Here is a 13,990-nt window from a genome sequence, read left to right as displayed (position 1 = left end):
CCTCATGCGCTCTCTGTTCGCCCTGATCCTGCTCATCGGTACCGGCATCGGCGTCGTCTACCCCTGGGCGATGACCAACTTCTCCTGCCATGAGATCGGCACCTGGCGGGTTTACGACCAGGGCCGGTTCAAGCCGGTGACGGTGCCCCTGAGCGCACGCGACGGGCCGGTGCGCGTGCTGGTCGACCTTACGGCAAGAGCCGAGCGCATCGTGTCGCAGCAGCGCACCGTGTTAACCCTCACTGCCGCCACCGGCGGCAGGACGGTGCTCGCCTCGACGCTGCAGTTCAACCATTCCGACAATCCGCGCCAGGTCAGTCCACAGCTGCCGGACAGGATCTTTCGCGACGACGCCGGCCTGATCCCGAGCGTTGCCGCCGGGCCCTACATCTTCACCGTCGGTCCGGGCGACGCCGAGGGCATTCCGATGCGGGCCGTCGACATCATGCTGCGCTCGGCTGCCGGCGAGGTCGACCGCCGGGCGCGCCCGGTCGGTTTTTCCCTGATGGCGGCCGGCCTGGTCGGGCTGGTGCTGGCATTTCGTTTCGGCGGCCGCCGGCCGGAAAATCCGAACTCGCAGCCGCCACCGCCGCGCTGGGGCAGGGGCTCCAATTGAACTATCGCCACGCCTACCATGCCGGAAACTTCGCCGACGTCGTCAAGCATGTCGTGCTCAGCCGGCTGATCGAATATCTGAAGCAGAAGGACAAGGCGTTTCGCGTCATCGACACCCATGCCGGGATCGGCCGTTACGATCTGTCCTCGACCGAAGCGCAAAAGACCGGCGAATGGCAAGGCGGCATCGGCCGGCTGGTCGATGCGGCCCTGGATGCCCCGGCGGCAACACTGCTGGCGCCGTATCTTGAAGCCGTCCGTTCGCTCAATCCGGACGGCGGCGTGAAAAAATACCCGGGTTCGCCGCTGATCGCCCGGCACCTGCTGCGCAAGCAGGACCGGCTGTCGGCGGTCGAACTGCACCCTAAGGATGTTGCCAGGCTAAAGGCGCTGTTCGACGGTGACTTCCAGACCCGGGTGATCGAACTCGACGGCTGGCTGGCGCTCGGCGCGCATCTGCCGCCAAAGGAGAAGCGCGGCCTCGTGCTCATCGATCCGCCTTTCGAGGAAGAGGGCGAGTTCGGTCGCTTGGTCGACGGGCTGCAAAGAGCCCATCGGCGCTGGCCAGGAGGGATTTACGCGCTGTGGTATCCGCTCAAGGACCGCAAGGTGGTCGCCGCCTTTCGAAAGGCGCTGAAGCAGACGGGCATTCCGAAGCTGCTCGACATCGGTTTTGAGATCAGACCGGCCTCCGTCGAGCCGAGCCTCTACGGCAGCGGCATGGTGGTGGTCAATCCGCCCTTCACGCTGGAAGGCGAGTTACGGACACTGCTGCCGGCGCTGCACCGGCTGCTTGCACTCGAGCAGCCGTCGCATTGGACGCTGGATTGGCTCGCGGGAGAGTAGTTTGAGATGCAGTCCTTGCCGTTCCGTCAGCGCAACCGCGTCACTACAACCATCGTCACTACAACCGCTTGACCGCGCGTCAGCGAATCCGCACAGTGCGCGCAGTCGACCTTGAGAGGCTGCCATGACTCGCTTCGCCCAATCCGCCCTTGCCGCACTGCTCGCCTTTTGCACGCCGCTGGCCGCACCTCTTGGCGTCACCCAGGCAGTCCAGGCGGCCGACCTTGCAATCTATACCGACGAGGATAGCGGCGTCTGCGGCGACGCCTGGGTCCTGAACAAGATCACCGACCGCTTCTCCTATCAGGTGCATCACGTGCCGCATCTGCCCGACGTGCAGATCGTCGACTTCCAGCGTATCCACCAGCATCGCTATCTGCCGGCCGACGACACCTGGCCGATCGGCCGCCGTTATTGCGGCGCCACCGTTAGCCTCTCCGACGGCCGCGCCCGCACCATCTGGTACCTGATCGAAGAAGGCCAGGGCTTTGCCTCGATCGGCGACAATGTCGAATTCTGCGTCTCGGGCTTCGACCGCTGGATGGTGTATAACGGCCGCTGCCGCGTCCTGCGCTGATCGCGCACTCGCTGATTCCGACTTTTTAGCACCGGTCACCTGATCGACCGTCACCGCTTCCACGCGGCGCAGCATTCGCGGGAAGCGCGATCTGCTGTCACGAGTTTGCAGGGAAGCAGCACTACATGGATTCGCTTGTCTACGTTGTTGCTCTCGGGGCGGTCGTTGCTGGCTTCGTCCAGGGGCTGTCCGGGTTCGCTTTCAGCCTGGTTGCCATGTCGTTTTGGGTTTGGACCGTGGAGCCCCAGCTTGCTGCCGCCATGGCGGTCTTTGGGGCGCTCACCGGTCAGATCATCGCTGCCGTCACCGTCCGCCGGGGTTTCGACCTCAAGCTTCTGCTGCCCTTCCTGATCGGCGGGACCATAGGGATTCCGGTCGGTGTGGCCATCCTGCCCTTGCTGGATGTGCAGTTGTTCAAGCTGGTCTTCGGCGCGCTGCTGGTCGTTTGGTGTCCCTTGATGCTCTTTGCGCGTCGCCTCCCTCCCATCACGGTCGGGGGTCCTGTTGCAGACGGTGCAATAGGTCTGGTCGGCGGCATCATGGGTGGACTTGGCGGCTTCACCGGCCCGGTTCCAACGCTGTGGTGCGTGCTGCGCCAATGGGAAAAGGACAGGCAGCGCATTGTCATCCAGAATTTCAATCTTGTGACCCTCTCCATGACGATGGCCGCGTATCTTGCGGCCGGAAAGATCAAGCTCGAAATGCTGCCGATGTTTGCCATCGTCGCGCCGGCGATGTTGATACCGACACTCCTTGGCGCGAGTCTCTACATCGGCATTAGCGAGGCGACTTTTCGAAAGATCGTCCTTACGCTCTTGGCCGCATCAGGTGCAGCATTGTTGGCATCGTCCTTGCCGCATCTCATGAGCCGGTTTTGAATCCGACATACAGAAATCCCCGACTTCCGCCGTAGGTCGTTTGCCAATGCCGCGGCGTTGCAATTGAGATGTCGGCAACACGACATGGTCGTGAAAAGGCGCGCCATCGGCTTGGTGTCGCCTATAACGGCACGTGCACAGTCGTGGCCTGCGCTATCGACCGATGCGGCCCGCTCCCGATAGGTAGGCGCTGATCAGTTCAACGAGTTGCTTTTGCAGCTCCGGCGCGGCGAGCATGTTCCGGCGTGCCGCGTTATGAATCACACCTTCGATCGCCGACGACAGCACGCGCGCCACGGTCTCCATGTCGGCGCCTTTCCTTGGCTTGCGATAAGTGGCGACAGCAGTCGCATAGTGATTGAGGTATTGTGCCTGGAACGAAGCATGGGCGGCCCTGGAGCCGCGATCGCCCGGCGCCTCGTCGAGCAGCACCTGGTGTAGTGTCGGGTGAATGCTGTGCGCCGCGATCATGCCGCGCACCAGCTCCTGCGCGAATTTCCTGAGCGGCTTTTGGTCTTCCGCCGAATCGCGAATGACCGACAGCACATGATCGAAGTGACGGCGCCGGACGGCTTCGAGCAGGGAAAGCTTGTCGGGAAAATACTGGTAGAGCGTGCCGATGCTCACACCTGCCGCCTCGGCCACCTTGTTGGTGGTGAAGCCGGCCCAGCCCAGCCCGCTCAGAACATGAGCCGCCGCCTCGATGATCGCCTCGACGGTTGCCCTGGAACGCGCCTGGCGCGGCTGCTTGCGCATGCGCGGATGCGGTTTTGCAATGCGAGTAGACACGCCCGCTCATTCCCCTGAAAATATAGACAACATACTCGCATTTCCGAAAAAGGACAGGACCATGAGTGCGCTCGCTCTGCTTCGCAGCCTGTTTGCCTATCAGGCCTGGGCCAATGACGAACTGTTGGAAAAGCTCGCGAGTCTCGACCCGCACGTTCACGGTAAGGAACGGCAGGCCGTGATACGGCTCGTCGATCACAGCCATGTGGTGTCGCGGATATTCTCGGCGCACCTGATTGCCGCAAGCCATGGCTACTCCGCCGACACCACCGAGGACACGCCGGCGTTCGACGAACTTCGCGCCGCGGTCGCGGCGACAGATCGCTGGTATTTCGATTATCTCGAAACCGTTTCGTCGCGGCAGTTGTCGGAGCCCGTCGCATTCGTGTTCACCGACGGGGATAAGGCATTGATGTCGCGACAGGAAATGCTGACCCACGTCGTACTGCACGGCGGCTATCATCGCGGTGAAGCGGGGCGCATCCTGGCGCAGATTTCCGTCATGCCGCCATGGGATACCTTCGCCGTCCACCTCCACAGGGCCGAGCCTTCGCGCCGGCTGCAGATGCAGCGCGAGCCGCTCGGCGCCTGAACAGCCGAGCGCATTCGAGGTCGGCTCGACCGGATCTATCGAGCGATATCCTGTCTTTCAGAAATGCGAGCTATCTGCTTACTTTCATCGTGTCGTGCAAGATAGTGCAGCGGCGTGCTCGTCGCGTTGCTTCCTACTTACCTGTAGTTTATCGTTTCGGACAAGACGAGGCGGGCGACCGCCTTCGCTCTTGACAATGTTCGCGCCGAGCGTCGGACGTTGAAGCGCTAAGCTGGTCGAAAAGGTCCTGAGCTTGACGAGAAGACCGGTCGAGATAGAGCGACCAGAATTTCTGTCGCAGAACTTCGCTGCGGGACACAAAGATTCGCAGCCGATTTTTGCGCCGGTAAAATGGTCGCGCGCTCGCCGTAACGGAAACTTAAGCTGCAAAAATCATTCTAATGCTTCGCTGGCTAGCAAGCCGCGAGTCAGATATGCAATGCGCGCCGGGTCAATAACGGCCGTCGGCACAACGGAAGGGGCATGATATGGCTAAGCAGTCATCCAAAGCGCCGGCATCCAAGGCACCGGCAAAGTCACCGGCAAAGAAAGCACCAGCAAAAGCAGCCGCGGCAAAGACCGCAACTGCTGTGAAGAAAGCAGCACCCGCTGCCAAAGCGAAAGCCGCTGCGCCTAAGGCAAAAGCAGCGCCAGCCAAAAAGCCGGTCGCCAAGGCCGCGGCAAAACCGGCCGTGAAGAAAGCAGCACCTGCCAAGGCAAAAGCAGCACCGGCCAAGGCTGCACCGGCTAAGAAGGCGGCACCGGCCAAGAAGCCGGCTGCAAAGGCCGCGGCGAAGCCCGCTGCGAAGAAGGCAGCACCGGCAAAGGCCGCCGCTGCGAAATCTTCTGCAGCAGTGAAGAAGGCAGCGCCCGCGGCCAAGCCAAAGGCAGCGCCCGCAAAGGCGAAGGCCAAGAAGTAGCCGCCGCCCTGCTACCGCCGGGGACAGTACTCAAGACGGCCAGGGCGGGATGCCGAACAGGCGCCTCGCTTGCTGGTTGACGATCGGGCAGGACGAGAAAGAGGCGGGAGGAAGACGTCTTTTCGCAGCTCCCAGGACTTCGCCATGCGGCGAAGTCCGGTGGGATTTTCGTGGCTGCCAAAGACCAACCTTCGGTGCAATGGCCGAGTTGGTAGCTGATCGGATTTGGATCGTCCGACCTGCTCGCGTCTGCCGCCGCACCTCCGGCTCATCACATCCGAAGTCGAGACTATGGTTGCACGCTGGCGGCGCGGTTTTCCGCCTCTGGCCGTTGATGAACACTGCATGATCAGTCAACAGTGCCCACGCACGAGCCCCTGTCGGAATCGATTTTCGGTACGGGTCATGGCGAAGTCACAATGCTACCGCGTCCTTTTGCGCGTCCAACAGGGCATATGGAGCTGTAGCCGGCAAACAGGAATCGACAATGCCCAGACTGCTCTACGCGTCTACTTCTCCCTACAGTTCCAAGGTGCGCATGGCAGCACTTCATGCCGGCATTGCGGTCGATCTCGTGCCGATAAAGACCGAGGAAAGGCCGGCCGAACTGATCGGCGCCAATCCGCTCGGCAAGATCCCGGTGCTGGTGCTCGATGACGGACGCTCGGTCCACGACAGCCGCGCCATCACCCAGCATCTCAACCGGATGTCGAAGAACGCATTGATTCCGCGCAATCCCGACAAGCGCCTTGAGGCGGAGGTGCTGGAGGCATTGGCCGACGGTATCTGCGACTGCGCGCTGTCGATGGTCTATGAGCGGCGCACGCGGCCGGAAGAGATGGTCTACCAGCCGTGGCTTGACCGCCAGTGGACGAAGATTTCGGCCGCGCTCGATCTGCTCAACGCCAACCCGCCGAAGCTGCCGAAGAAAATCACCGTCGGTCAGATCGCGCTGCGCGCCTGCCTCGGTTATCTCTCGCTGCGCTTCGCCGGAAAATGGGAAAAGGGCCGCGGCCGGCTGACGCGCTGGGCGGCACGCTTCGACGAGAAATTCCCGGAGCTGAAGCCCGGCATCCCGGCTTGAGGGCGGGGGTCTCAGCCGGTGCCCACAAAAAAAGCCGGGCGCGAGGCCCGGCTTTTTCGTGTCGTGGCTTGGACGACTTAGAACTTCATACCGACGCCGAAAGTGACGCGATTGTCGGTCGACTTGACCTTGCCGATACCGTCGAAGTCCTTCCTGCCGAAGTCCGTGTAACGATACTCGACACGGCCGAACACATTGTCGGTGATCTTGATGTCGGTACCCACGCCGGCTGTCCAGCCAAACTGGGTGTTGGTGTCGCTGACGCCGGCCGCTTCAATCTTCTGGTTCTTCAGCGCGCCACCGGCGGTGCCGTAGAGCAGGATATCCGGGGTGACAGCGTAGCCGAGGCGGGCACGCAACGAGCCCTCGAAGCCACCCTTGGCCTCGATGCCGGCATCGTCGCCCTTGACGCCGTTGTAGCCGATATCGGCTTCAGCACCGTAGACGAAGTTCTCCTGCTGCCAGTTATAGCCGCCGAAGACGCCGCCGACAAAACCCTTCGTGTCGACGTCGACACCAATGTCTTTGGCTTTGGCATGGCCGGCGAAGCCGTAGCCGACGCTCACACCGGCATAGGGACCGGCCCAGGATGCGACCGGAAGTTCTGCAATCGGGGCAGGTGCCGGCGGCTCTTCCTGAACCACGTCCGCGGCATAGGCAGTTCCGCCGAGGGCGAACAGCCCAAACGCCACCGCGAGCGGTCGCGCAAATTTAAGATTGGCTTGCATTGTTCTTTACTCCTTAAGCCACAGGACACAGGCTTGTTTTTTAATGAGCGCCCTCAACCCGTCCGGGGGGTGAAACGGATCCGGCGTTCAACGGTTCCAAATGTCGTGTCGAAATGCGGCTGAAGCGAACCTGAACTTGGGTCATTCCCTGGCACGAATGAGGCAGAACCTTGACGTTGCATCTTCGCAACAGCGAATGTCAGCAGGTTCGCCGTGCTGCACTGCACACGGCTTGGTGTAAGGGCTCCAGCGCCCTATATTGCGGACGGGCTGGCCCGAATTCCGGTCGAGCCAGAACGCCCACCGGCCACTTTGCCACAATCCTGCCCCAGGTGGAAATGGGATTTAACGCTTGGCGGGCCATATTTCGCCGGCACGATCCCGGCAGGTATGAATCGGCATCGGATTGAGGATTGACAGATGAGCAAGGTCGCCGCGACGGCACTGGTGACGGGCGGCGCGAAGCGGATCGGCAGGGCGATCGTCGAGGACCTTGCCGCGCATGGTTTTGCCGTCGCCATCCACTGCAATCGCTCGCTGGCCGAGGCGGAGGCACTGGCGGCCGAAATCAACAGTGGTCATTTTGGTCGACATGGCCGGGCCGCTGTGATTGCTGCCGACCTGACCGACATGGACGCCGTCGGCAACCTTGTCGGCCGCGCGGCGGCGGCGCTCGGGCCGGTCTCGCTGCTGGTCAACAACGCCTCGCTGTTCGAGCACGACAGCGTTGAGGATTTCGACTGGCCGGCCTGGGATCGCCATTTCGCCGTGCATGTCAAGGCGCCGGCGCTGTTGGCGCAGACTTTCGCCCGGGCCTTGCCGCAGAACAGTGAGGGGCTGATCGTCAACATGATCGATCAGCGCGTCTGGCGGCCGACGCCGCGTTATTTCTCCTATGCGCTGTCGAAGTCGACCTTGTGGGCAGCGACCGAGATGATGGCGCAGGCGCTGGGTCCCCGCATCCGCGTCAACGCCATTGGTCCTGGCCCGACCTTGAAGAACACGCGCCAGCACGACAGCGATTTCGATGCCCAGATTGCCGGCCTGATCCTGAAGCGCGGCCCGGAATTGCCGGAATTCGGTGCCACTATCCGCTATCTCTGGGCGGCACGCTCGGTTACCGGCCAGATGATCGCGCTTGACGGCGGCCAGCATCTTGCATGGCAGACGCCCGATGTGACAGGCATGACCGAATGAGCCCGATGGACCAGAAACACAAAACGCGCGGCGGCGCCGACGACCTGCCGCCCGAAATCGACCTCGAGGACGAGGCGGCCGAGGAGGTCGTCGAGCCTGCAGCCAGCGGTCCGGACGTCACCTTCACCGCCATCGACTGGACCCCGCATGCCGGCGACGCCGACGGCATGGTCGGCGCCGAGGTGATTCAGACGCTGGTCAAGCGGCTGCCCAATGCGCCCGGCGTCTACCGCATGATGAATGCCGCCGGCGACGTGCTCTATGTCGGCAAGGCACGCAGCCTGAAGAAGCGGGTCACCAACTACGCGCAAGGCCGGTTCCACACCAGCCGCATCGGCCGCATGGTGCGCGAGACGTCGACGATGGAGTTCGTTGTCACCCGCACCGAGATCGAAGCGCTGCTGCTTGAAGCCAACCTCATCAAGCGCTTGCGGCCACGCTTCAACGTGCTGATGCGCGACGACAAGTCGTTCCCCTATATCCTGTTGACCGGCGACCATGTCTCGCCCGGCATCTACAAGCATCGCGGCGCGCGCTCGCGCAAGGGCGACTACTTCGGCCCCTTTGCTTCAGCCGGCGCCGTCGGCCGCACCATCAACTCGCTGCAGCGCGCCTTCCTGCTCAGGAGCTGCACCAACTCCTTCTACGAGAACCGCACCCGGCCTTGCCTTCTGTTCCAGATCAAGCGCTGTGCCGGCCCGTGCACCGGCGAAATCTCGCATGTCGACTATGCCAGGCTCGTCGCCGAGGCGAAGGATTTTCTCTCCGGCCGCAGCCAGAAGGTGAAGACGGAGATCTCCGCCGCCATGCAGCAGGCTTCGGAGAACCTCGATTTCGAACGGGCCGCCATCTATCGCGACCGGCTGGCGGCGCTGTCGCATGTGCAGAGCCATCAAGGCATCAATCCGCAGACCGTCGACGAGGCCGATGTCTTCGCCATCCATCAGGAGGGCGGCCAGGTCTGCATCCAGGTGTTCTTCTTCCGCACCGGCCAGAACTGGGGCAACCGCGCCTATTTTCCCAAGGCCGATCCGGCGCTCGAAGCTGGCGAGGTGCTGGGTTCGTTCCTGGCGCAGTTCTACGACGACAAGCCGACGCCACGCACCATCCTGTTGTCGTATGGCATCGAGGACCAGGAATTGCTGGCGGAGGCCCTCTCCACCCGCGCCGGCCGCAAGGTGTCGATCTCCGTGCCGCAGCGCGGCGAGAAGAAGGACCTGACCGACAACGCGCTGCAGAACGCGCGCGAAGCGCTCGGCCGGCGGCTCGCCGAGACCTCGACCCAGGCGCGGCTGCTCAATGGCTTTGCCGAGACCTTCGGCCTGGAAAAGCCGCCGGTGCGCATCGAGGTCTATGACAACTCGCACATCATGGGCACCAACGCCGTCGGCGCCATGGTCGTCGCCGGGCCGGAAGGTTTTGTGAAGAACCAGTATCGAAAGTTCAACATCCGCTCGACCGAGATCACGCCGGGCGACGATTTCGGCATGATGCGCGAGGTGATGCAGCGGCGCTTCTCGCGGCTGTTGAAGGAACATGGCGATGCCCCGCAAACCGAGGGCGCGGACGAGGCGAGCCCTACCGGACCGGGCGACGATATCGAGGACGCCGGCGGCTTCCCGGCCTGGCCCGACGTCATCCTCATCGACGGCGGCCAAGGGCAGATGACGGCGGTGCGGAAGATTCTCGCCGATCTCGGCATCGAGGACCGCGTCGTGGCCATCGGCATCGCCAAGGGTCAGGACCGTGACGCCGGCCGCGAACGCTTCTTCGCCAAGGGCAGGGACTCATTCTCGCTGCCCGTACGCGATCCGGTGCTCTATTTCGTCCAGCGGCTGCGCGACGAGGTCCATCGCTTCGCCATCGGTTCGCACCGCGCCCGCCGAAAAAAGGAGATGGTCAAGAGCCCGCTCGACGAGATCAGCGGCATCGGCCCCGGCCGCAAGCGCGCGCTGCTGATGCATTTCGGTACGGCCAAGGCGGTCAGCCGCGCCGCCGTCGAGGACCTGGTCAAGGTCGACGGCATTTCGGAGCAGGTGGCGAAATTGGTCTACAATCATTTTCACGAGAGCTAAGACCTATTGCCGATATTTCGGCCGGCTAATCGATTCTGGCCTGTTGACCCCCCACATTCGCTTCTGATTTGACTAAGCAGGCAGAAAGAGTTCCCAAAACATGTCCCAGCGCGCGTTCAACCTGCCCAACATGCTCACTTACGCCCGCATCCTGGCGGTGCCGCTGGTCGTGCTGTGCTTTTTCCTGGAGGGGCATTTGAAATCGAGCGACTTCGCTCGCTGGTCGGCGCTCATCATTTTCCTGCTCGCCTCGATCACCGATTACTTCGACGGCTATCTGGCGCGCGCCTGGCAGCAGACCTCCAACATCGGCAAGATGCTCGACCCGATCGCCGACAAGCTGCTGGTCGCCACTTGCCTGCTGCTGCTCGCCGCCGACACCGACCGCCATGCCGGCATCGCCGGCTGGTCGCTGTGGGCGGCGATCATCATCCTGTGCCGCGAGATCCTGGTCTCGGGCCTGCGCGAATATCTGGCGGCCCTGAAGGTCTCGGTGCCGGTGACGCAACTGGCAAAGTGGAAGACCACCATCCAGATGATCGCCATCGCCTTCCTGCTGGCGGGACCTGCCGGCGACAAGATCTTCCCGCTGACCACCCAGACCGGGCTGGTGCTGCTGTGGATCGCCGCCTTGGTCACGCTCTACACCGGCTACGACTATTTCCGCGCCGGCCTCAAGCACATCATGGATGAATAAAATGTCGACGAAGCTCATCTATTTCGCCTGGGTGCGCGAGCGGATCGGCAGACCGGAGGAAGAGGTCGAACTGCCGGCCGGCATCGAAACGGTCGCCGACCTGTTGCGCTGGCTGAAATCACGCGGCGAGGAATACGAGAACGCGCTGCAATATCCTGACGTGATCCGCGTCGCCATCAACCAGGAACATGTCGAGCACCGCGAGAAGATCGCCGGCGCGCGCGAGATCGCGCTGTTCCCGCCGATGACCGGTGGCTGAACCATGTCGGCGGTGGTGCCTGTCGTGCGCATCCAGGCGGAGGATTTCGACGTCGCCGCCGAGATCGCCAGGCTGACCAGGGGTCGCAACGACATCGGCGCCGTGGTGACTTTCTCCGGCCTTTGCCGCGACGAGCAAGGCAGGCTCTCCGCACTCGAGCTCGAACATTATCCCGGCATGGCCGAAGCCGAGATATCCCGCATCGCCGGCGAGGCAATCGAGCGCTGGCCACTGCAGGGGCTCACCGCGATCCATCGCCACGGCAAGATCGCTCCCGGCGAAAACATCGTGCTGGTGGTGGCCGCTTCCGCCCACCGGCAGGCGGCGTTCGAGGCCGCGAATTTCCTGATGGACTATTTGAAATCACGGGCGCCGTTCTGGAAAAAGGAACACCATAGCGACGGTTCCGAGGGCGGCTGGGTCGACGCCAAGGAGGCCGACGACAAGGCGGCGAGCCGCTGGAAGCGAGACTGACCAGGCTTTCCGCGAGGGCGTCAGCCTTTGTCGGTGCCGATCAAATGATCGAGCGAAATCCGGCCGGGTCCCCAAGCCACGATGCCAAGCGCCATCGCCGCCCAGGTAATGTGCAGCGGCCAGCCGTCCGGCACGGTGAGCTCGATGATCAGCGTCATCAGCAGCAGCCCGAATGCCGCCAGTCGCGTCACCAGGCCGAAAACAAGGAGAACTGGCAACACGATCTCCGCTGACCCTGAGGCGAACGCCACCAGCCCAGGTGCCGGAAAATCGTAAGGGCCGCCCGGCAGATGCAATTTGAGTTCCGAGCTGAAAAGCAGCACGGCGACATCGTTCAACTGTAGAAAACCGTCCCATTTGTTGACGCCGGACCGCCAGAACGGGACGGCGAGGGCGCAGCGCAGAACAAGCTGCGTCAGCGATGGCGTCGCGATCGTGCGCAGGGCGGCATTCAGCCTTTCGACGAGAGCGGCGACCCCTCGCGGTTCGGTGCTCGCGTTCTGCCCATCGCTCATCGTGCTCACCTTTCCTGATGTGCCGTCGTGAAGGCTCCCGCTTCCAGCACGCCGGCAATGTTGGCGGAAAGCTCGAATTCGGCACTCTCCGCAAATGCCGCCGCGGCCGCCGCGCCGAGCGCCTCGCCCGCGATCAGATGCGAGATAAACACTGCGCCGCCGGGCCGCAGGTGGCGAACGAAGACCTCGAGGCCGGACCGCGTGACCAGCGCATCTTCAGCGCCCGTTGCCCGGATCGGCCCAACAGGAGCCTCGTTCCGGTTTGCCGCGAAGACCGTGACTGCCGGGAACCGGGAGCGCGCGACCCGCGTCGCCGGATGCGGCCGCAGCACGGTATCGGCAAGCCTCTCGCAAGGGATCGACGCCAGTGCCTCAGCCGACAGCGCCTCCGCGTCGGCGGCATGATAGGCGTCGAGCCAGGCCCGCTCGATGCGCGCCACGTCGGCCAGCCACGGCATTGACTGCGCGTATTCGTAGCGCTCGATGAAATCGGGAAAGTCGCGGCCATATTCGAATAGAAGCGGCGAGGTGGGTGGCGTTTCGCGGATGTGAAAGCGCGCCATCGCGCGAAAGAAATCCGGGCCGGTGATGCGCAGCGTCGCTGGAAAGCTGGCGGCCAGCGCATCGATCAGGCTGACCGTGACGTTGTTGCGGTAGACGGCATATCGCTTGACCACAGCCTTCCCGTTCGGCCCCGAGACAGAGTCAGGCGGGGCACGGTCAGGATCGAGCAAACCGGCGGTGAATGCCGCGGCATAGTCAAACCGGTGGCCGAGATCGCCCGACTGGAGCTCATCCTGCGGCATGGGCTTTTCCGAAATAGCTGTCGGCATGACGGTCGAGGATGGCTTGGGCGGCGGCGGCCTCCGCCTTGAGCACCGGCCACTCGGGAATGTCGCTGTCCCATTCGATCAGCGTCGGCAGTGGCCCGCATCGGCCGATGACGGTATCGAAGAGCTTCCAGACCGCGTCGGCAACCGGGCCGTCATGGCTGTCGATGAGCAGCAGGTCGCCTTCGTCGTCCTCCTGCTTGGCGTGCCCGGCCAGATGGATTTCGCCGACATGTTCGAGCGGGAAGTCCGCGAGATAAGAACGTGTCGAATAGCCGTGATTGGTGGCCGAGACGAAGACGTTGTTGACGTCAAGCAGCAGGCCGCAGCCGCTACGCCGAACCAGCTCGCGGATGAAATCCGTCTCGCTCATCGTCGATTCCGGAAAAAGCACATAGGTCGAAGGATTCTCGAGCAGGATCGGGCGGCCTATCGTGCCCTGCACTTCGTCGATGTGATCAGCCACGCGCGAAACCGTTGCCGGCGTGTAGGGCAGGGGAAGCAGGTCGTTGTAATAGGTGGTGTCGTGCGTCGACCAGGCGAGATGCTCTGAAACGAGCGCCGGCTCGTAGCGATCGACCAGCGCCTTGAAACGACCAAGATGCGCCTTGTCGAGCGGCTGCGGGCCGCCGATCGACATGCAGACGCCATGCAGCGAGACGGGATAATTGCGGCGGATGCGGGCGAGCGCGTCGTGCGGCGGGCCGCCGGCGCCCATGTAGTTTTCCGCATGAACCTCGAAGAAGCCGCTTTGGGGACCGTCGCCGAGGATTGCGGATAAACGCTCATGCTTGAAACTGGTGCCGGCAAGGCCGGCGACCGGGTGCGCCGGAAAGCGCGAGGTCTTCGACATGCGGGATGCTGGACGGGTCGGTCCGTTCATTGTCATCGCCACTTTCCGGGCAGGGTGCATC

The 13,990-nt window shown here is 63.1% G+C and carries 17 protein-coding genes; 11 read left to right on the top strand and 6 right to left on the bottom strand.

Features of this window, described 5'->3' with window-relative positions:
* Positions 1–4: 4 nt before the first annotated feature.
* The 4 genes from NKH13_RS06565 (at position 5) to NKH13_RS06550 (ending at position 2,916) form a co-directional block, all read left to right on the top strand.
* Positions 5–616, top strand: coding sequence for a hypothetical protein (locus NKH13_RS06565; protein WP_352911450.1), 612 nt, complete (start codon positions 5–7; stop codon positions 614–616).
* A complete protein-coding gene (locus NKH13_RS06560; protein WP_352911448.1) occupies positions 613–1,461 on the top strand; it encodes a 23S rRNA (adenine(2030)-N(6))-methyltransferase RlmJ in 849 nt (282 codons plus the stop codon). The genes NKH13_RS06565 and NKH13_RS06560 overlap by 4 nt, the downstream gene beginning before the upstream one ends.
* A gap of 124 nt (positions 1,462–1,585) precedes the next feature.
* Complete coding sequence (locus NKH13_RS06555) at positions 1,586–2,038, top strand: hypothetical protein (RefSeq protein ID WP_352911446.1); 453 nt, start codon at positions 1,586–1,588, stop codon at positions 2,036–2,038.
* 125 nt (positions 2,039–2,163) lie between these two features.
* Entirely contained in the window at positions 2,164–2,916 is a 753-nt protein-coding gene (locus NKH13_RS06550) for a sulfite exporter TauE/SafE family protein (protein WP_352911445.1), read from the top strand.
* Between the two features lie 153 nt (positions 2,917–3,069).
* On the opposite strand, the gene NKH13_RS06545 is transcribed toward NKH13_RS06550, so the two are convergent.
* Complete coding sequence (locus NKH13_RS06545; protein WP_352911443.1) at positions 3,070–3,705, bottom strand: TetR/AcrR family transcriptional regulator; 636 nt, start codon at positions 3,703–3,705, stop codon at positions 3,070–3,072.
* 61 nt (positions 3,706–3,766) lie between these two features.
* On the opposite strand from NKH13_RS06545, the gene NKH13_RS06540 reads away from it, so the two are divergent.
* Positions 3,767–4,297: a DinB family protein gene (locus NKH13_RS06540; RefSeq protein ID WP_352911441.1), complete on the top strand. Its 531-nt coding sequence runs from the start codon at positions 3,767–3,769 to the stop codon at positions 4,295–4,297.
* A gap of 451 nt (positions 4,298–4,748) precedes the next feature.
* Here NKH13_RS06540 and NKH13_RS06535 read toward each other — a convergent pair whose 3' ends face one another.
* A complete protein-coding gene (locus tag NKH13_RS06535) occupies positions 4,749–5,210 on the bottom strand; it encodes a hypothetical protein (RefSeq protein ID WP_292662348.1) in 462 nt (153 codons plus the stop codon).
* A gap of 494 nt (positions 5,211–5,704) precedes the next feature.
* Here NKH13_RS06535 and NKH13_RS06530 point away from each other — a divergent pair, with 494 nt between their 5' ends.
* Positions 5,705–6,301, top strand: a complete 597-nt coding sequence (locus tag NKH13_RS06530; RefSeq protein ID WP_352911438.1) for a glutathione S-transferase family protein — start codon at positions 5,705–5,707, stop codon at positions 6,299–6,301.
* Between the two features lie 77 nt (positions 6,302–6,378).
* On the opposite strand, the gene NKH13_RS06525 is transcribed toward NKH13_RS06530, so the two are convergent.
* Positions 6,379–7,029, bottom strand: a complete 651-nt coding sequence (locus NKH13_RS06525) for an outer membrane protein (protein WP_292662341.1) — start codon at positions 7,027–7,029, stop codon at positions 6,379–6,381.
* 420 nt (positions 7,030–7,449) lie between these two features.
* On the opposite strand from NKH13_RS06525, the gene NKH13_RS06520 reads away from it, so the two are divergent.
* The 5 genes from NKH13_RS06520 (at position 7,450) to NKH13_RS06500 (ending at position 11,731) form a co-directional block, all read left to right on the top strand.
* A complete protein-coding gene (locus tag NKH13_RS06520) occupies positions 7,450–8,226 on the top strand; it encodes an SDR family oxidoreductase (RefSeq protein WP_352717574.1) in 777 nt (258 codons plus the stop codon).
* On the top strand, positions 8,223–10,301 hold the full coding sequence (gene uvrC, locus NKH13_RS06515) for an excinuclease ABC subunit UvrC (RefSeq protein WP_352911436.1): 2,079 nt from the start codon (positions 8,223–8,225) through the stop codon (positions 10,299–10,301). The genes NKH13_RS06520 and uvrC overlap by 4 nt, the downstream gene beginning before the upstream one ends.
* Positions 10,302–10,401: 100 nt before the next feature.
* Complete coding sequence (gene pgsA / locus NKH13_RS06510) at positions 10,402–10,998, top strand: CDP-diacylglycerol--glycerol-3-phosphate 3-phosphatidyltransferase (protein ID WP_023719790.1); 597 nt, start codon at positions 10,402–10,404, stop codon at positions 10,996–10,998.
* Position 10,999: 1 nt separating this feature from the next.
* Positions 11,000–11,257 carry a molybdopterin converting factor subunit 1 gene (moaD, locus tag NKH13_RS06505; protein WP_023677674.1) on the top strand — a complete coding sequence of 86 codons (258 nt, stop codon included), beginning with the start codon at positions 11,000–11,002 and terminating at the stop codon, positions 11,255–11,257.
* A 3-nt stretch (positions 11,258–11,260) separates the two neighbouring features.
* Entirely contained in the window at positions 11,261–11,731 is a 471-nt protein-coding gene (locus tag NKH13_RS06500; RefSeq protein ID WP_352667162.1) for a molybdenum cofactor biosynthesis protein MoaE, read from the top strand.
* A gap of 20 nt (positions 11,732–11,751) precedes the next feature.
* Here the strand turns inward: NKH13_RS06500 and NKH13_RS06495 are convergent, their stop codons facing one another.
* From NKH13_RS06495 to bufB, 3 genes are read right to left on the bottom strand one after another with little or no spacing between them, the layout of a single operon-like run.
* Entirely contained in the window at positions 11,752–12,246 is a 495-nt protein-coding gene (locus NKH13_RS06495; protein ID WP_352911433.1) for a DoxX family protein, read from the bottom strand.
* A gap of 5 nt (positions 12,247–12,251) precedes the next feature.
* Positions 12,252–13,052 carry an HvfC/BufC family peptide modification chaperone gene (locus NKH13_RS06490; RefSeq protein WP_352911430.1) on the bottom strand — a complete coding sequence of 267 codons (801 nt, stop codon included), beginning with the start codon at positions 13,050–13,052 and terminating at the stop codon, positions 12,252–12,254.
* Complete coding sequence (bufB, locus tag NKH13_RS06485) at positions 13,039–13,959, bottom strand: MNIO family bufferin maturase (RefSeq protein ID WP_502914556.1); 921 nt, start codon at positions 13,957–13,959, stop codon at positions 13,039–13,041. The genes NKH13_RS06490 and bufB overlap by 14 nt, the downstream gene beginning before the upstream one ends.
* Between the last annotated feature and the right edge of the window lie 31 nt (positions 13,960–13,990).

It is taken from the genome of Mesorhizobium sp. M1348 (genome assembly GCF_040317925.1).
Classification (GTDB): Bacteria; Pseudomonadota; Alphaproteobacteria; order Rhizobiales; family Rhizobiaceae; genus Mesorhizobium.
The sequence above is the reverse complement of the archived record's forward strand: the minus strand, read 5'-3'. Positions and strand labels throughout refer to the sequence as shown.